We start from the raw sequence: 17,756 nt of genomic DNA on the forward strand, positions 1-17,756 counted from the left end.
AACGGCTGCCCGCGCGACACCGATGCCGACGGCGTGGCCGACAACCTCGACCGCTGCCCCAACACGACGGCCAACACCCGCGTGGATGCCAACGGCTGCCCGGTGATTCCCGATACGGACAACGACGGGGTCCCGGATAACCGTGACCGCTGCGCCAACTCGCCCGTGGGCCGGCCGGTGGATTCCGTCGGCTGCTCGTTGATCCAGCTGCCCGCAAGTGAGGCCGATCAGATGGTCCTGCGCGTGCAGTTCCGTACCAACACCTCCACGCTGCTGCCGCAATCCCTGCCGCTCCTCGACAGCGTCGCGGTCGCCATCGTCGCGACCGGGGGCTCGCGGTGGGAGGTGCAAGGCCACACCGACAGCCGCGGTTCGGCCGAGCTCAACCGGCGCCTCGGGCAGGCCCGCGCGCAGACGGTGGCGGACTACCTCATCAGCAAGGGTGTGCCGGGCGGCAGCATGACCGCCACCGGCTTCGGTCCGGATCGCCCGGTGCAGACCAACGAAACGCTCGCAGGCCGCGCGGCGAACCGGCGCGTACAGCTCAGGCGCATTCCCCCGCCCCCAACCGGCCCGCCGGTGCCGTAGCGCGATCCCCAGAGGTTAGCGCGCTGACCGCGGGAGTCGGAGAAGTTCTGGCTCCCGCGCTCGCGCCGGGGCCAGCTCCGGCCCCGCCGCCCCCGCCTCCCACGGGGGTGACCCCCAAAGCGACGGAGGCCACGTCATGGAAAAGCCGCAGATGTTCGGCACCCGGATCTTCGTTCCGCTGGAGTTGCGGGAGCAGATGGTGGAGCTGCTGAACCAGCAGCTCGCCGACACGTTCGATCTGTACAGCCAGGTCAAGCAGGCGCACTGGAACGTCAAGGGCCCGCAGTTCTACCCGCTTCACTTGCTGTTCGACGATCTCGCGGAAAAGCTCGTGGAGTACGTCGACACGATCGCCGAGCGGGTGACGGCCATCGGAGGCACCGCGAGGGGCACCGTGCGGATGGCGGCCGGCGCGTCACGTCTGCCCGAGCTGCCGACCGGGACCCTCAACGGCATGTCGTGCGTCGAGGCGCTCGCCGTTCGCTATGCCACGGCGACCACGACGACCCGCGCGGCCATTGAAACCGCCGCGACGAGCGGGGCTGCCGACACGGCCGACCTGCTCACGGAGATGTCGAGGGGGCTGGACAAGGCGCTCTGGTTCCTGGAGTGGACCCACCTCCAGGCCTAGCCGGCGTCTCCTGGTGGGAAGGCCCGCGAAGCGGAGAACCCGCGGCGGCGTTGACACCCAGGGAGGCCGCGCCTACCTTTTGCCCGGACAAGCAAGCAGGAGCCTGGCGGCTCCTCACCCTCCGGCCCCCGCACTGTGGGTGGCGGATCCGGGTCCCGGCAATGAGGACGCTCCCGCGTGGCGCGGGCGCGGTCATTTCACGGACTCCGGAGGCGTCGGAGTCCGCTTTGTTTTGGTGTCCCTAGCTGGAGGCGAGCCCCATTCTAGAAAGACCGCAGCTCGATCAAAAAAACCGTTTGCGCGTCAACCGCATGATCCGCATCAGCCCGGTCCGGGTAATCGCTCCGGACGGGGCGCAGCTCGGGATCATCACGGTGGACGAAGCCATCGCGGCGGCCGAAGCGCGAGGGCTCGACCTGGTTGAAGTGGCGCCCACGGCGCGCCCCCCGGTCTGCCGCATCATGGACTTCGGGAAGTTCAAGTTCGAGCAGGCGAAGGCCGATCGGGCCGCGAAGAAGAAACAGCACGCGATCCAGCTCAAGGAGATCAAGTTCCGGCCGGGCATAGACGAGCACGACTTCGAGTTCAAGTGCCGTCACGCGAAGGAGTTCCTGGCCGAGGGCAACAAGGTGAAGGTCACGATGATGTTCCGGGGCCGCCAGATGGCGCACCCCGAGCTGGGGCGGAAGGTGCTCGACCGGGTCGCCGAATTCCTGGGCGACATCGGCAAGGTCGAGCAGGACGCCAAGCTCGAGGGCCGGAACATGACGATGCTGTTGACGCCGAGATAGGGAGCGACGGGTGAAGAAGAAGACGAAAAAGGCCGCGGCGAAGCGTTTCAAGCTGACCGGAAGAGGGAAGGTCCGGCGCCGCCATGCCTTCAAGAGCCACATCCTGACCAAGAAGACGGCCAAACGGAAGCGCCATCTCAGGAAGGCGACCGTGGCCTCGCACGCAGACGAGCGGCGGCTGAAGCAGCTGCTGTCGACCTAGGAGACGACCATGCCACGCGTCAAGAGCAACGTGGTGCGCCTCAAGCGCAAGAACAAGATCATGAAGGAGGCCCGCGGCGCCCGCGGCGGGCGCTCCAAGCTGTGGAAGGCCGCCAAGGAAACCGTCGAGCGCGGATGGGCCTACGCCTACCGGGACCGGCGCCAGAAGAAGCGGCAGTTCCGGCGGCTTTGGATCACGCGGATCAACGCCGCGGCCCGGCAGAACGACCTCTCGTACAACCAGCTGATGAACGGCCTCAAGAAGGCCGGCGTCGAGATCAACCGGAAGGTGATGGCGGACCTGGCCGTTCGCGACGCGGATGCGTTCACCAAGCTCGCGGAGCTGGCGAAGAGCCAGAACTGACAGGTGAGCGGCGCGTCGGCTGACCCGGTCGCCGCGCTCGCCGCACTCAGGGCGGAGGCGGAGTCGAGCATTCGGTCCGCCCCGGGGCGCGAGGCGCTGCGGCAGCTCAAGACGGAGTTCTTGGGCCGCAAGGCGGGACGTGTGACCGCCATCCTCAAAACGCTGCCTTCGCTGGATCCCGACACGCGCCGCATAGTCGGCCAGGCGGCGAACGAAGCCAAGACAGCGCTCGAGCAGCTGCTGGAGCAGGCGGAAGCGGCTCTCGCGTCCCGCGAGGGCGGGGCCGCCGGCCTCGACCTTACCATGCCCGCCCGCGCCCAATGGCGCGGCGCCATCCATCCCGTCACCCTCGTCATAGACGAGATCTGCGCCATCTTCGCCGAGCTCGGCTTCGCCCGCTACGTGGGGCCCGAAGCGGAGACCGAGCGCAACAACTTCACCGCGCTCAATTTCCCGCCCGACCATCCGGCGCTCGACCTGCACGACACGTTCTATCTGGGCGAGGGACGGCTGCTGCGCACCCACACCTCGCCGCTCCAGATCCGCGTCATGGAGAGCTACCAGCCGCCCATCCGGGTGACGATGCCGGGGATGTGCTACCGCAAGGACCCCTACGACGCGTCACACGCGCCCGCCTTCTCGCAGGTGGAGGCGCTCGCGGTGGACGAAGGCATCACCTTCGTCGACCTCAAGGCGTCGCTCTCGTACTTCGCCAGGCGCTTCTTCGGCCCCCAGACGCGGGTGCGCTTCCGGCCGTCGTTCTTCCCCTTCACCGAGCCCTCGGCGGACATGGAAGTCGAATGCCTGATCTGCCACGGCTCCGGCTGCCCGGCCTGCAAGAACACCGGGTGGATGGAGATCCTCGGCTCGGGCATGGTCGATCCGAACGTATTCGTCAACGTCGGCTTGGATCCGGAGCGGTACACGGGGTGGGCGTTCGGCATGGGTCCGCACCGGATGGCGCTGCTCCGCTACGGCATCCCGGACATCCGGATGCTGTTCGACGCCGACGTGCGTCTGCACGACCAGTTCGTGGACCCGGTATGAACGTCTCGCTGCGCTGGCTCGAGGAGTTGCTGGGCACGAGCCTCGACCCGGTCGAGACCCGCGACCGGCTCCTCATGCTCGGCGCGGGCGTCGAGGCGATGGAGCCGTTGCACCACGACCTGGCCGAGGTCGTGATCGGCGAGGTGCTGGAGGTGCGCAAGCACCCCAACGCCGACCGCCTCACGCTCTGCGAGGTGAACGCCGGCGCCGAGGTGAAGCACGTCGTGTGCGGTGCGACTAACGTGACCGCGGGAAAGAAATACCCGTTCGCGGCGGTAGGCACGACGCTCCCCGGAGGCCTGCCGCTGGAGCGGCGCAAGATCCGTGGAGAGGTCTCCGAGGGGATGCTGTGCTCGGCGAAAGAGCTGGGGCTGGGGGAGGACGGCGACGGCATCCTCGAGCTGGACACGGCCGCGACGCCGGGCACGCGACTCCTCGACGCGCTCCCGCTCGCGGACACGCGGTTCGTGCTGGAGATCACGCCGAACCGCCCCGACCAGCTGTCTCACGAGGGCATCGCGAGGGACCTGGGCGCGGTCCTGAAGCGGCCGGTGAAGCTTGCACCGGTCACCGGGGCGCCGTCAGTGCCGCGCGCGGCCCGCGTCACCGGCGCCGGGGAGACCGCGGGCGTCCGTATCGTCATCGAGGACGCCGGCGGCTGCCCGCGGTACACGGCGGCGGTGATCCGCGGCGTGAAGGTCGGACCCTCGCCCGCGTGGCTCCAGGACCGCCTGCGCGCCATCGGCGCGCGGCCCATCAACAACGTCGTGGACGCCACCAACCTGCTGCTGTTCGAGAACGGCCAGCCGCTCCACGCCTTCGACCTCACCAAGGTGCGCGGGCCGGCGATCGTCGTGCGCCGCGCCAGGCCGGGCGAGACGATCGTCACGCTGGACGGGCAGACCCGCGCGCTCACGCCCGAGATGACCGTCATCGCCGACGCCCAGCGCGCCACCGCCATCGCCGGCGTGATGGGCGGCGCGGAGAGTGAGGTCGCGGCGGAAACGACGGACCTCCTGCTCGAGTGCGCCTACTTCGATCCCACCCGCACCCGCCTCACCCGGCGCGCCCTGGGCCTCAACACCGAGGCGAGCTACCGGTTCGAGCGGGGCGTGGACCATGATGCCACGCCGCAGAGGCTCGGCCGCGCCGTGGAGCTGATAGTCGCCGTCGCGGGCGGCCGGGTGGACGGAACGCCGGTGGACCTGTATCCCGCGACCATCGCGCCCACCACGGTGTTCGTGCGGGACGCGCGGATAGCGCACGTCCTCGGGGTGGAGATCGCGAGGGCGGAGGTGGAGCGGGTGCTCACGGCGCTCGGGTGCGTCGTCGGTCCGAAGGACGACCGCCTCGCGGTGCAGGTGCCCGCATGCCGGCCCGACCTCACCCGCGAGATAGACATCATCGAGGAGGTCGCACGCGTTGTCGGCTACGACCGGTTCCCGGACGATCTCCGGCCGTTCCGCCCGGGCACGGTCCCCGACGCGCCTGCCGAGCGGCTCGCCGACCGGCTCCGCCGGGTACTGGTGGGCCTCGGGCTTCACGAGGCGCTCACCTCATCGCTGGGCCCCAAGCTAGACGATACGCAGCCGGAGGTCGTGAACCCGCTGAGCCAGGACGAGGCGTATCTACGCTCGGCGCTGCTGCCGGGGCTGGTTCGTCGGGTCGAGTACAACTGGCGGCAGATGCAGCGCAACGTGCGGCTGCTCGAGACCGGTCACGTCTTCGCGAATCGCGAGGGCGAACTGCCGGACGAGCAGATCCGCGTCGCCGCGGTCGTGACGGGAGCGCGGCGACCGCCGCACTGGGGCGAGCCCGAGCCGCCGGACTTCGATCTCTTCGACGTGAAGGCGCTGCTCGAGGCGACGGCGCGGGTAGCGCATCCCGGCGCGACTGTCGCGGCCGAGGGCGGTGAGCTGGTGGTGCGCGAGGCGGGAGGCGCGGTAGTGGGTGGCGCGCGGGAGCTGGAGGCGGATCGTCCCGCGTGGGCCGCGCGGGTGTACGGGTTCGAGCTGGCGGTCGAGGTGGCCGAGGCCGCGCGACTGCGCGCGGCGCCGCTGCCGAGGTCGCCGGCGGTGGAGCGCGACGTCGCGCTGGTGCTGCCCGAGACGATGGCGGCCGCGGATGTCGAGGCGACGCTGCGCGCGGGGGCGGGGAAGCTGCTGGAGCGCCTCTGGCCCTTCGACGAGTATCGCGGTGCGCCGCTTGCGGCCGGCACGCGGGGCGTCGCCTGGCGTCTGGTGTTCCGTGAAGAGGGTGGTACGTTGCGTGAGGCGGAAGTGGACGAGTCGCTCACGCGGGCCCTCAAGCAGGTGGAGCAACGGCATGGCGTCCGGCGTCGAGAGGCCTGAGCTAGACGCGCTCCGCGAGCTCGAGGAGGTGCTGCGCCTCCTCGAGTCCGAGCTCGCCGGCTGGCGCCGGCGCGCCCTCGCGGCCGAGTCCAGGGTCGCCGATTTCCAGCGTGCCCAGGCGCGGGGCGAGGAGATCCCCTCGAAGCTGAAGGAGCTGGAGGACGAGAACCGCGGCCTCGAGCAGCGGGTCGTGATCGCGCGGACCCGCGTCGCGGAGATGCTGGACCGCCTGCGGTTCCTGGAGCAACAGAGTGGAAACGGGGGATCGGACCGATGAAGAAGAACGCCGTGCGGGTCACGATCGTGGACGAGGACTACACGGTCCGCTCGGAGCTCGACCCCGAGTACACGCGCGAGGTCGCAGCTTACGTGGACGGCGCGATCCGGCGGGTCCTCCAGGCGGGGCCGATGGTCGAGAGCCACAAGGCTGCGATCCTCGCGGCGCTGGCGCTCACGGACGAGTTGTTCCAATCGCGGAAGCAGCAGCAGGAGCTGGCGGGCCGGCTCCGGCAGATGTCGGCGGATCTGGCCCGGTTGCTCCCGCCGCAGAAGAGGCAGAGCGTAGGCGCGTAACCGGCAGTCGTCAGTCAGCGGTCCGGTCTGACCCCTACTGACGATCACCGTACGCTGAGCACCGTCAGGTCAGCGGCGGGTAGCGCCTGGGCACTACCCAGCGGCGGCCAGCCTTGTCACATCTGCCCTCTCCATCGTACCTTAGCCCTTCCTTACTTCGTTCTCGACCATCACTCAGGGCGGCTCGCCGCCGGAGTGACTTATGACAATCGAGCTTCTTCTCGCCGCCCTCGGCGTCGCTGCCGTGGCCGGGCCGGCGTTGTTCTTCGTAGGACGATGGGCTGAGCGGCGGGCGGCGGCGCGCGCCCGAGCTTCCGCGTTGTCCGTTGCCGACCGCATCCTCGAGGACGCCCGGCGAGACGCCGAAGCGTTCCGGGCCTCCCTCCTCGTTTCCGGCAAGGACGAACTCGCCAAGGCGCGGGAAGCGCTCGAAACGGAGCTCGGCCGGCGCCGCGAGGAGCTCACCCGGCTCGAACGCCGCCTCGATGACCGCGAACAGCAGCTGGAGCGCAAGTTCCAACTCGTCGAAGGTCGCGAACGCGAGCTGGAGAAGCGGGTCTCCGACGTGGCTAACCTCGAGCAGCGGGTCGCCGCGCAGGAGACCGAGCTCCGCACTATCGTGGTGGATCAGCGCCGGCGGCTGGAAGCCGTCGCGGGCCTCACGGCCTCGGAGGCCAAGCGGGAGCTGGTCCGCGAGATCGAGAGCGAGGCCAAGGCGGAGGCCGCCGCGCTCGTCCGCAACCTCAAGGACCAGGCCAAGCGCGAGGCCGACCGCGAGGCCAAGATGATCCTCGCCCTCGCCATCCAGCGCATCGCCGCGGACCACACCGCGGAGACGACGGTCGCCACCGTCACGCTTCCCTCCGACGAGATGAAGGGCCGCATCATCGGCCGCGAAGGGCGGAACATCCGTGCCTTCGAGGCCGCTACCGGCGTGGATGTGGTGATCGACGACACTCCCGACGCCGTCACCGTATCATCGTTCGACCCGGTGAGGAGAGAAGTGGCGCGCCTGGCGCTCGAGCGGCTCATCGCCGACGGCCGCATCCATCCCGGCCGCATCGAAGAGCTAGTGAAGAAGGCCCAGGCGGACGTGGACCAGCAGATCCAGGAGGCCGGCGAGCAGGCTGCCTACGAGGTGGGCGTGCACGGCCTGCACCCGGAGCTGATCAAGCTCGTCGGGCGGATGAAGTTCCGCACTTCGTACGGCCAGAACCTCCTCAAGCACGTGAAGGAGGTCTGCTGGATCGCCGGCATCATGGCCAACGAGCTCAAGCTCGATGCCGCCACGACCAAGCGCGGCGCGCTCCTCCACGACATTGGGAAGGTGATGACGCACGAGCACGAGGGGACCCACGTCCAGCTCGGCGTGGAGCAGGCGACCAAGTACGGAGAGAACGCGACGGTCATCAACTGCATCGCCGCGCACCACGACGACGTGCCTCACGAGTCGGCGATCTCGGTGATCGTCCAGGCCGCCGACGCGGTGTCGGGCTCGCGGCCCGGCGCGCGGCACGAGGCCTTCGAGAGCTACGTGAAGCGACTGACCAGGCTGGAAGAGATCTCGAACGGCTTCCCCGGCGTCGAGAAGTCGTTCGCGATCCAGGCCGGCCGAGAGATCCGGGTGATGGTGACGCCCGACGCCGTGGACGACGGGAAGGCGGCCGAACTCTCGGAAGCTATCGCGCGCAAGATCGAGAACGAGTTGCAGTATCCGGGGCAGATCAAGGTCGTGGTCATCCGCGAGACTCGCGCCATCGATTACGCCAAGTGACCTGATGGTGAGACAGGTGACGTGATGGGTGATAGGTATAAGTGATGAGCGAGACGAGATAAGCGATGGGGGAGCGGTGAGCGCCACGATCATCGACGGGAACGCCATCGGGAAAGCCATCCGCGAAGAGCTTCGGGCGGAGGTCGCGGAACTCGCGTCGCGGGGCGTCGTGCCGGGACTCACGGTCGTGATCGTCGGCGAGGATCCGGCGAGCCAGGTGTACGTCCGCATGAAGGGCAAGGCCGCCACCGAGCTGGGCATGAAGTCGGACACGATCCGTCTTCCGGCCGGCACTCCCGAAGCGGACCTGCTCGCCCTGGTGGACCGGCTCAACGCGGATCCCGGGGTCCATGGCATCCTGGTCCAGATGCCGCTCCCGAAGCACATCAAGAGCGACCGGGTGATCCACCGGCTCAGCCCGGCCAAGGACGTGGACGGCTTCCATCCGGTGAACGTGGGCAAAGTCGTCTCTGGTGACCGGACCGCGTTCCGTCCGTGCACGCCGGCCGGCGTGATCGAATTGCTCGCCCGGAGCGGTGTCGATCCGCGCGGCATGCATGCGGTCGTCGTCGGGCGCTCCATGATCGTCGGCCGGCCGGTGGCGAACCTGCTCCTCCAGGACGTCCCCGGCGGCAACGCCACCGTGACCATCTGCCACACCAAGACCAGGGACCTTGCCCGCTACACGCGGGACGCCGAGATCCTGGTCGTGGCGGCGGGCCGTCCCGAGGTCATCACGGGCGACATGATCCGGCCCGGCGCCGTCGTCATAGATGTCGGAGTGAACCGGGTGGACGACCCTTCGACCGGGAAGGGTTACCGGCTGGTCGGCGATGTGAAGTTCGGCGAGGCGGCCGAGGTCGCGAGCCGGATCACGCCCGTGCCCGGCGGCGTCGGGCCGATGACGATCGCCCTGCTGATGAAGAACACCGTGCAGGCGGCCAGGCAGGCGGCGTGAGCCTCGAGCTGTCCCTGGACGCCGCGCCTCGCGAGCGGCCGCTCTCCGTCCTCGAGCTGACCGAATCGGCGCAGCGAGTGCTGGAGCGCGCGTTCCCGGCTCCGTGGGTCGAGGGCGAGGTGTCGAACTTCGCCCGCCAGACCTCGGGCCACTGGTACTTCACGCTCAAAGACGAGCACGCCGAGGTGCGCTGCGCGATGTTCCGCAACGACAACCGGCGCTTTCCCGCCGAACCAGAGAACGGGCTCAAGGTCTTCGCGCGCGGTCGCCTGACCGTGTGGCCTCCGCGCGGTGCCATGCAGTTCGTCGTGAAGGACCTGCTCCCGACCACCGAAGGAGGCTTCTACGCCATCGCGCTCGAACGCGCGCGGAAGGCGCTGGAGAAGGACGGCCTGCTCGACCCGGCGCGCAAGCGCGCGCTGCCGCCGTTCCCGCGCGCGATCGGCATGGTGACCAGCCCCGATGGCGCGGCCTGGCGCGACGTCGTCGCCGTCATCGCGCGCCGCTGGCCGATGGTGGAGCTGGTCCTCGTCCCTGCCCGAGTGCAGGGCGATGATGCGCCGCGCGACCTCTGCCACGCCCTCGCGCTGGCGAATCGCTGCGACCGGCTGGACCTGCTGATCGTTGGGCGGGGCGGGGGATCCAAGGAGGACCTCCAGGCGTTCAACGACGAGAAGGTCGCGCGGGCCGTCGCGGCCGCGCGCATGCCCACGATCTCCGCGGTAGGGCACGAGACCGACGTCACGCTCACGGACCTCGTCGCCGACGTCCGCGCCGCCACGCCGTCCGCCGCCGCGGAGAAGGCGGTGCCGGACCGCATGGAGGTGATGCGGCTGCTGGCCTCGCTGGAGGCCGCTCTCGGGGTCCGGGCCGGTCGTCGCCTGGACGCGGCGGGCGCCCGGCTGGCCCACGCGCAAAGCCGGATTTCTGGGGCAGTCTCGGCCCGGGTGCACGGTGCCCAGCGGCGGCTGGGCCAGGCGGCGATCCGGATGGCGGCGGTGTGCGCGGCCATCAAGGAATCGCGCCGCGCCGACCTCGACCGGCTCACCGCATCGCTCGACGCGCTCTCGCCCCTCAGAGTGCTGGACCGTGGTTACAGCGTCGCCCGCGATGGCGCCGGCCGGGTCCTGCGCCGCGTCGCCGACTTCCCGGTCGGTGCGGCCTTCCACCTCCGCGTAGTGGACGGCGAGGTCGACGCCGTCACGGTGGACGAGTCGTGAGCCGCGAACCGGAGGGTACCGCTCCCCAGGGTCCCGCTCCCTCCCTTCAGGCCGACCTCGCCCGCCTCGAAGCCATCGTCCGCGCCCTCGAGGCCAACGACCTCGACCTCGACACGGCACTGGCACTCTTCGAGGAAGGGGTGGGCCGGCTGCGGGAGGCGCGGGAGCGCCTCGCCGCGGCGGAACTCAGGTTGAAGCAATTGCGTGCAGCCGCCGACGGCGGCACGGACGTTGATGACCTCGACGGCTGAACGCGCGCCGGACATCCACGCGTTCCTGGCGCGCACGCGCGGGGAGACCGATCGCGCGCTCGAACTTGCCCTGGCGGAGATCCTCGCCCAGGCGCCGTCCGGACTCTGCGAGGCGATCTCCTACGCAGTCATGGGCTCAGGCAAGCGCTTCCGGCCTGCGCTGGTCATCGCGTCGTACGAAACCGCGGGTGGCGCCCATGCCGCCATCGCGGACCTCGCCGCGGCGGTCGAGATCGTACACGCCTACTCGCTCGTCCACGACGATCTCCCCTGCATGGACGACGATGACCTCCGGCGTGGCCGGCCGACGCTCCACCGCGCGTTCGACGTGCAACTCGCGACGGTCGCCGGGTTCGCGATGGTGCCGGTCGCGGCCGCCGCCGCCATGCGCGGCGCGCGTCGGCTCGGCCTCGGCGCGGATTCGGAGCGCGACATCGCGCTGGTCCTTTTCCGGGCCGCCGGCGCCGGCGGGATGATCGGCGGACAGGTGCTCGACCTGCTCGCGGGAGGGCACGACGCGACTGCGGCCGACGTGACCGACATCGAGGCCCGGAAGACCGGCGCCCTCATCTCCGCGTCGGTGGAGATCGGCGCCGTGGCGGCCGGCGTCCCCGAGCCGCGGCGCGCGGCCTACCGCGCTTTCGGGGAAGACGTCGGCCTCGCTTTCCAGATCGCCGACGACGTGCTCGACATGACCGGCACTTCCAGCGAGCTCGGCAAGACGGCAGGGAAGGACGCGAAACTGGGCAAGCCCACGTTCCCCATGCTCCTCGGGGTCGAGGGCGCCCAGCGCGAGGCCGAACGGCTGGCGGAGCGCGCGGTGGCCCATCTTGCCGCTGGGGGAGTATCTTCCCCCCTGCTGGCGGCGCTGGCCCGGTTCGTGGTTTCGCGCCGGTCATAACCGAATCAAGGAGTCGCAGAAGGCATGGCCCTGCTGGAATCGATCCGCGGTCCGGAAGACGTCAAGAAGCTGTCCCGGGAGCAGTTACAGCCTCTGGCGGACGAGGTGCGCCAGCGGCTGATCGACGTGGTGTCCGGCACCGGCGGCCACATCGGCGCCGGCCTCGGCGTGGTGGAGCTGACGGTCGCACTGATCACGAGCTTCGACAGCCCGCGCGACCAGATCGTGGGGGACGTCGGGCACCAGGGCTATCCGTGGAAGATCCTCACCGGCCGCAACGAACGGTTACCGACGCTGCGCCAGCAGGGGGGCCTCAACGGCTTCCTCCGCCGGTCGGAGAGCGAGCACGACATGTTCGGCGCCGGCCACGCCGGCACCGCGATGTCGGCGGCGTTCGGGATGGCGACGGCCCGCGACCTCAAGGGCGAACACTACCACGTCGTCGCCGTCGTGGGCGACGGGGCCCTGACCTGCGGGATGCCCTACGAGGGCATGAACAACGCCGGGCACAGCAGCCGCGACATCATCATGGTGCTGAACGACAACGGGATGTCCATCGCCCCCAACGTCGGCGCCATCAACAAGTACCTCGGCTCGATCATCGCCTCGCCCTTCACCAACCGGGTGCGCGAGAAGGTGAAGCACCTCATCGAGGCATCGTCCAAGGTGCTGGGGCCGGGCGTGGTCGAGTTCAGCAAGAAAGCGGAAGAGAGCATCAAGAACATGTGGTCGCCGGGGATGCTCTTCGAGGAGCTGGGATTCCGGTACTTCGGCCCGATAGACGGTCACAATATCGAGGCGATGCTGCACACCTTCGACCTGGTGAAGACGCTGAAGGGCCCGCGCGTCGTCCACGTCATCACCGAGAAGGGCAAGGGGTTCCCGCTCTCCGAGCCGGACCTCGAGAAGTTCCACGCCCGCGCGCCGTACGACCCGGAGACCGGCAAGCTCAAGCCGGCCGCGGCGGGGCCGTCGGCGTGGACCAAGATCTTCGGTGAGGCGATCACGCAGCTCGCCGCCGAGCACCCGGAGCTGGTGGCCATCACGGCCGCGATGCCCTCGGGCACCGGCACGAACATTTTCCAGAAGAAGTGGCCGAACCGGTTCTTCGACGTGGGCATCGCCGAAGGCCACGCCGTCACCTTCGCCGCGGGCCTGGCGACGCAGGGCATCCGGCCGGTCGTGGCGATCTACTCCACGTTCCTCCAGCGCGGCTTCGACAGCATCATCCACGACGTCGCGATCCAGCGCTTGCCGGTGATCTTTTGCATGGACCGCGCCGGCATGGTGGGCGACGACGGGCAGACCCACATGGGGCTGTACGACATCGCGTACATGCTGGCCGTGCCGGGGATGACGGTCACCGCGCCCAGGGACGGGGCGGAGCTGATCGGACTCCTGCGGTGCGCGCTGCTTCACACCAGTGGTCCATTCTGCCTGCGCTACCCGCGCGACAAGGCGCCGGTGGAGGCGCCGCCGGCCGCGGAAGTGGCTCCCGTGCCCTACGGCACCTGGGAGGTCCTCCGGCAGGGCAGGCAATGCGCCATTCTGTCCGTGGGCGTCATGTGCGCGCCCGCGATGAAGGCCGCCGAGTCTCTCGCCGCCGAGGGCCTCGACGTCTCGGTCGTCAACTGCCGGTTCCTGAAGCCGCTCGACCGTGACACCCTCGAGGCGCTGGTCCAGAGCCACAAGCTCCTGGTCACGGTCGAGGACGGCACGGTGGTGAACGGGTTCGGCGCGTATCTCGCCGGGATGGTGCAGACGATAGCGCCGGACGTGCGCGTCGTCGCGCTGGGCGCGCAGGACCGCCTCTACGAGCATGCCCCGCGGGCGCGCCAGCTCGAGGAGGTCGGCCTCACCGCGGAGGGCATCGCCGCCCGGGTCCGCGCGCTCCACGCCGAGGAGGCCTCCATCCCGTCATGAACGTCGGGCTCGTCGGGAATCGGCGTTACCGGCCCCTGGTCGACCTCCTCGCCAAGCTGATCGCCGAAGCGCCCAAGCTTGGCGCGCGGCTCATGCTCGAGCCGCAGATCGCGGACCTCGTCCCCGGACACAGCGCGGACCTCTTCGACGGCCAGGAGCCGCTCGACGTCCTCGTCAGTCTCGGCGGTGACGGGACCCTGCTCCGCGGGGCGCGAATCGCCTGCCAGCGCGGCATCCCCGTCCTGGGCATCAACCTCGGCCACGTCGGCTTCCTCGCCAGCGCCGGACCCGACAGCGCCGTCGAAGCGCTCGGACGGCTCGTGAAGGGCCGGTACACCATAGAGCCGCGGCTCGCGCTCAACGTGCGGGTCGGGGACGAGGGGAAGGAAGCGCTCGCGGTCAACGATGTCGTGGTGCACAAGGGTGGCGTCGCCCGCGTCATCCGCGTCGCCCTCTTCGTGGACGGCGAACCGGTCGGAACCTATTCGGCCGACGGCATCATCATCTCGACCCCCACCGGCTCCACCGCCTATTCCTTGTCGGCCGGGGGACCGATCGTGACGCCCGGGGTGGACGCGCTCGTCGCCACGCCGATCTGCCCCCACACCCTCGCCGTGAGGCCACTGGTGGTCCCCGCTTCGGCTACGATCGCGATCCGGGTGCTCGATCCCGTGCCGGCGCCTGACGAATTGCTCGTCTCCATAGACGGGCAGGCCGCCGCGCACCTCGCGCCGCGCCAGGATGTCACCGTTGTGCGCGCCACCCAGCCTGTCCTGCTCGCCCGCGTGGGCGACGAGTCGTTCTTCGGCCGCCTCCGCCACAAGCTGGCGTGGGGCGACCTCACCGACCGGAACTCCTGATGCTCGCGGAGCTCCGCGTGCGCGACCTCGCGGTGATCGCGGACGCGCGCCTTGAGCTCGGCCCCGGCCTCAACGTCCTCACCGGCGAGACCGGGGCGGGCAAGTCCATGCTGGTGGACGCCCTAGCGCTCCTGCTCGGCGAGCGCGCCGCCGGTGACCTGGTCAGGGCGGGCGCCGAGCGCGCCGTCGTCGAAGGCGCCTTCGAACTCGAGGGCCGGACCGCGATCCTCGAGACCCTGGAAGCCGTTGGAGTCGAGGCGGACGGAGATCACCTCGTGCTCAAACGGGAGGTACAGGCCTCGGGCCGCAGCCGCGCCTGGGTGAACGGCAGCCCCGTCACGATGGGGGTGCTCGCCGAGGTTGGCAGGGTGCTCGTGGACCTTCACGGCCAGCATGAGACCCAGTCGCTGCTCCGGCCCGACGCCCAGCGCGACATCCTCGACGCCTTCGGCGACGCGGGCGCGGAAGCGGTCTCCGTCGTCGCCGCGTTCGAGGCGCGTGAGCGCTTGATGGAGGAGCGGCGGCGGCTGGAAACGCGGCAAGCCGAGGCGCGCAGGCGCGCCGACTACCTCAAGCACGTAGCCGACGAGATCACCCGGGCCGCGCCGAAGAGCGGCGAGTTGGACGCGCTCGACGCCGAAGCCAAGCGGCTGAGCCACGCCGAGGAGCTGGGACATACCGCCGAGGACCTGGCCCAGTGCCTCGACGGCGACGACCGTGCGGCCGGCTCGGCGCTGGGGCACGCGGCGCGGCTGCTCCAGGTGCTGGAGCGCATCGATCCGTCGGGCGCCGACGGATGGCGGGAGATGCTCGACGCGGCCACGGTCAACGTCGGGGAGTTGGCGCGGGCGGTGCGCGACTACGCCGACGGCGTTCAGCTCGATCCCGCGCGCCTGGCCGAGGTCGAGCGGCGCCGGGACGTCCTGTTCCGGCTCGACCAGAAGTACGGCCCCGGGCTGGAGCGAGTGGTCGCCGCGGGGGAGGAGGCGCGGCGCGAGCTGGACCTGCTCGACACCGCCGGAACGGATCTCGCGGACCTGGCGCGCCGCATCGAGGACGCCGACCGGGACTTCGCCGATCGCTGCCGCGCGCTCGGCGCGAAACGCCTGGCGGCGGCGAAACACCTTGGCAGGGCGGTCACGAAGCACCTAAGCAGTCTCGGGATGCCGGACGGGAAGTTCCGCGTGGCGCTCGAGCCGCAGGAAAAAGCCGGCCGCTACGGCGCCGAGCGGATCGAGTTCCTGGTGGAGCTGAACCCGGGAATGGGAGCGCGGCCCATGGCGCGCGTGGCCTCGGGCGGCGAGCTCTCACGGCTCATGTTGGCGCTCAAGGTGGAATTGGCCCGCCACGACGCGATTCCGTCGCTCGTCTTCGACGAAGTGGACCAGGGAGTCGGCGGACATGTCGCCAGTCGCGTAGCGGAGGCGCTCTCGGCGGTCGCATCGGAGCACCAGGTCCTGGTGATCACGCACTTGCCCCAGATCGCGGCGGCTGCCTCGCGGCATCTGGTCGTGGCGAAAGCCTCGGCCGGTGGCGTGGCGGAAACCGATGTCAGGCCCGTGGAGGGAGATGCGCGCGTCGACGAGGTCGCAAAGATGCTGGGAGGGGTGATGACCACGGCGAGGCGGCACGCTCGGGAACTTCTCAAACAGCGGTGACTCGGTTGCCCGCTCCCCACCTCACCACATCACCTCATCACCACATCACCTCATCACCACACCTCATCACCACACGCGCACGTAGCCCCGGATCACGAGCCGGAAGACGCTGGCCTGCGGCACCGCGCCGCCCTTGCCCCAGAACGTGTTCTGATACGACGCCGTGACGGTGTACGGCAGGCTCGCCCGGTGCTCCGCGTAGCGGCCCAGCGTCGAGAACGTGATCCCCGCGGCCATCCGCATCCTCCGCACCGCCGTCTCCTGCTCCAGCACCGTCGCCGGCAGCCCGATGCGGGTCTCGTCGTCCGGATCCACGTAGCTGAACCGGGTGGCGCCCTGCGAGAAGTAGTGGTAGCCGACGCCGACCGAGAATGCGTCGTCCAGCCGCCAGTTCGGGACGATGTCGATCGCCACGTAGTCGCCCAGATCGCGGCGCACCAGCGCCAGGCTGGAAAAAGGCGCGAAGGGCAGGTTGGCCGGAGTGACCCGGCGCACCAGCTCGTCGGCGAACTGGCGGCCGTAACGGGCTCCGGCGTGGACCCAGAAAGTGCTTGCGACTATCAGGTCGTTGCGGGTCGCGACCTCGACGTCCAGCTGGCGGTCGCCGGTGCCGACGTCGATCAGGTTGTTCGGCGAGTCGCGCGTCCCGGTGGGGAGCCGGACGGTGACGGCGACCTGCGAGCGGAAGCGGGGCCGGTCGGCGAGCTGGTACGTCGCGCCCGCCTCGATGTCGCCGAGCCGGGTGCGGAGGACATTGGTCAGGGAGTCGCCGGCCAGCGGGCCGGCGGGGTCACTGAAGAACCGCCGCAGGCCCAGGGAATCGAGGGCCGAGTCGGGGAGCACGAAGGTCTCGTTCAGCGCCGGCAATGCGACGCCCACTCCAGCGTACAGGGTCCGGAGGGCCTCGTAGCTCGCCTGGTCCCGCGCCAGCATCGCCGCGAGGGCGTCGCCCGCCGCCGTGCCGGCGAGTGGCAGCACCGGGGACATGGCGTCCGGAGTCGCGGCGAAGCAGAGCGAGGTGCTGCTGCCCGCGCTGCCACCCGCGAGCGTGTAGAGCCCGCAGAGGAGCGGCTGCACGGAGCTCAACGTCGCCTGCGCCTGCCCGCGCAGGGCCAGCGGTCCGCTGGTCGCCTGGGTCTGGAGCGCGATGAGCGCCGAGTCCACCTGCTCTCGGAACGCATCGAGCGCTCCCGGCGCAAGAAAGGCCGGGTTGAACCCGACGTTGCCGCGCGTCGCGGCGCTGGCCGCGCCGGTGTCCACGGGTCCCAGCAGGAACGCCTCGACGCGGCTGCGGACCAGCGGCACGAAGAGGGAGAGCGAGAGGCGCCGCGTCACGCCGAGCTCGAAGCCGAGTGGAACGACCCTGACGTTCGCATTCAGCGTCAGGCGCGCCCGGCCCAGGTTCAGCGCGAAGCCGGAGAGGCCGGGGAGCGTCCGGATCCGGCTCTGCACGGGCTGGAGGAAGGGCAGCCGGTCCACGCCGAGCGACTCGGACGCGAAGTCCACGCCGAGGGGCTCGAGGGCGCCCTTCGCGAAGCCTGGAGTCCCTGCTCCGAAGCGGCGGTTCCAGCGGGCCCAATCCGGCGCGAGGACCACCCGCAGCGAACCCGGGCGCACCGGCACGGCGTCCTCACCCTGCGCGAACGCCGCGCGCGGGAGTGCGAG

At 70.2% G+C, this 17,756-nt stretch carries 18 protein-coding genes; 17 read left to right on the forward strand and 1 reads right to left on the reverse strand.

All coding sequences use genetic code 11. The features are described 5' to 3' along the window. The 17 genes from Q8Q85_03910 to recN all read left to right on the forward strand — a co-directional run. On the forward strand, positions 1–588 hold a 588-nt coding region (locus Q8Q85_03910; protein MDP3773389.1), incomplete at its 5' end, for an OmpA family protein. Positions 589–724: 136 nt separating this feature from the next. Further along, on the forward strand, positions 725–1,219 hold the full coding sequence (gene dps / locus Q8Q85_03915) for a DNA starvation/stationary phase protection protein Dps (protein MDP3773390.1): 495 nt from the start codon (positions 725–727) through the stop codon (positions 1,217–1,219). Between the two features lie 296 nt (positions 1,220–1,515). Further along, complete coding sequence (infC, locus tag Q8Q85_03920; GenBank protein ID MDP3773391.1) at positions 1,516–2,010, forward strand: translation initiation factor IF-3; 495 nt, start codon at positions 1,516–1,518, stop codon at positions 2,008–2,010. 10 nt (positions 2,011–2,020) lie between these two features. After that, complete coding sequence (rpmI, locus tag Q8Q85_03925) at positions 2,021–2,212, forward strand: 50S ribosomal protein L35 (protein ID MDP3773392.1); 192 nt, start codon at positions 2,021–2,023, stop codon at positions 2,210–2,212. Positions 2,213–2,221: 9 nt separating this feature from the next. Beyond that, on the forward strand, positions 2,222–2,575 hold the full coding sequence (gene rplT, locus Q8Q85_03930; protein MDP3773393.1) for a 50S ribosomal protein L20: 354 nt from the start codon (positions 2,222–2,224) through the stop codon (positions 2,573–2,575). 3 nt (positions 2,576–2,578) lie between these two features. Then, the gene (locus Q8Q85_03935; protein ID MDP3773394.1) at positions 2,579–3,622 is read left to right on the forward strand and encodes a phenylalanine--tRNA ligase subunit alpha; all 1,044 of its coding nucleotides are present in this window, start codon (positions 2,579–2,581) and stop codon (positions 3,620–3,622) included. Beyond that, positions 3,619–5,973 carry a phenylalanine--tRNA ligase subunit beta gene (gene pheT, locus Q8Q85_03940; GenBank protein ID MDP3773395.1) on the forward strand — a complete coding sequence of 785 codons (2,355 nt, stop codon included), beginning with the start codon at positions 3,619–3,621 and terminating at the stop codon, positions 5,971–5,973. The genes Q8Q85_03935 and pheT overlap by 4 nt, the downstream gene beginning before the upstream one ends. Then, the gene (locus Q8Q85_03945) at positions 5,948–6,250 is read left to right on the forward strand and encodes a hypothetical protein (GenBank protein MDP3773396.1); all 303 of its coding nucleotides are present in this window, start codon (positions 5,948–5,950) and stop codon (positions 6,248–6,250) included. Before pheT ends, Q8Q85_03945 begins: the two co-directional genes overlap by 26 nt. Continuing rightward, a complete protein-coding gene (locus tag Q8Q85_03950; protein ID MDP3773397.1) occupies positions 6,247–6,546 on the forward strand; it encodes a cell division protein ZapA in 300 nt (99 codons plus the stop codon). The genes Q8Q85_03945 and Q8Q85_03950 overlap by 4 nt, the downstream gene beginning before the upstream one ends. 202 nt (positions 6,547–6,748) lie before the next feature. Further along, positions 6,749–8,320 carry a ribonuclease Y gene (gene rny, locus Q8Q85_03955; protein ID MDP3773398.1) on the forward strand — a complete coding sequence of 524 codons (1,572 nt, stop codon included), beginning with the start codon at positions 6,749–6,751 and terminating at the stop codon, positions 8,318–8,320. 76 nt (positions 8,321–8,396) lie between these two features. Next, positions 8,397–9,278 carry a tetrahydrofolate dehydrogenase/cyclohydrolase catalytic domain-containing protein gene (locus Q8Q85_03960; GenBank protein ID MDP3773399.1) on the forward strand — a complete coding sequence of 294 codons (882 nt, stop codon included), beginning with the start codon at positions 8,397–8,399 and terminating at the stop codon, positions 9,276–9,278. Further along, the gene (xseA, locus tag Q8Q85_03965; protein MDP3773400.1) at positions 9,275–10,498 is read left to right on the forward strand and encodes an exodeoxyribonuclease VII large subunit; all 1,224 of its coding nucleotides are present in this window, start codon (positions 9,275–9,277) and stop codon (positions 10,496–10,498) included. Before Q8Q85_03960 ends, xseA begins: the two co-directional genes overlap by 4 nt. Continuing rightward, a complete protein-coding gene (gene xseB, locus Q8Q85_03970; GenBank protein MDP3773401.1) occupies positions 10,495–10,749 on the forward strand; it encodes an exodeoxyribonuclease VII small subunit in 255 nt (84 codons plus the stop codon). The genes xseA and xseB overlap by 4 nt, the downstream gene beginning before the upstream one ends. Then, positions 10,733–11,650, forward strand: a complete 918-nt coding sequence (locus Q8Q85_03975) for a polyprenyl synthetase family protein (protein ID MDP3773402.1) — start codon at positions 10,733–10,735, stop codon at positions 11,648–11,650. Before xseB ends, Q8Q85_03975 begins: the two co-directional genes overlap by 17 nt. Positions 11,651–11,674: 24 nt before the next feature. Then, positions 11,675–13,573 (forward strand): 1-deoxy-D-xylulose-5-phosphate synthase, encoded by a 1,899-nt coding sequence (gene dxs / locus Q8Q85_03980; GenBank protein MDP3773403.1) that lies wholly within the window; start codon positions 11,675–11,677, stop codon positions 13,571–13,573. Continuing rightward, entirely contained in the window at positions 13,570–14,433 is an 864-nt protein-coding gene (locus Q8Q85_03985; protein MDP3773404.1) for an NAD(+)/NADH kinase, read from the forward strand. The genes dxs and Q8Q85_03985 overlap by 4 nt, the downstream gene beginning before the upstream one ends. Further along, positions 14,433–16,091: a DNA repair protein RecN gene (gene recN / locus Q8Q85_03990; GenBank protein ID MDP3773405.1), complete on the forward strand. Its 1,659-nt coding sequence runs from the start codon at positions 14,433–14,435 to the stop codon at positions 16,089–16,091. The genes Q8Q85_03985 and recN overlap by 1 nt, the downstream gene beginning before the upstream one ends. 66 nt (positions 16,092–16,157) lie before the next feature. Here the strand turns inward: recN and Q8Q85_03995 are convergent. Then, positions 16,158–17,756, reverse strand: a 1,599-nt coding sequence (locus tag Q8Q85_03995; protein ID MDP3773406.1) for a hypothetical protein, incomplete at its 5' end; no start/stop codon positions are given.

This window comes from Gemmatimonadales bacterium (assembly GCA_030697825.1).
In the GTDB taxonomy this organism is placed as follows: domain Bacteria; phylum Gemmatimonadota; class Gemmatimonadetes; order Gemmatimonadales; family JACORV01; genus JACORV01.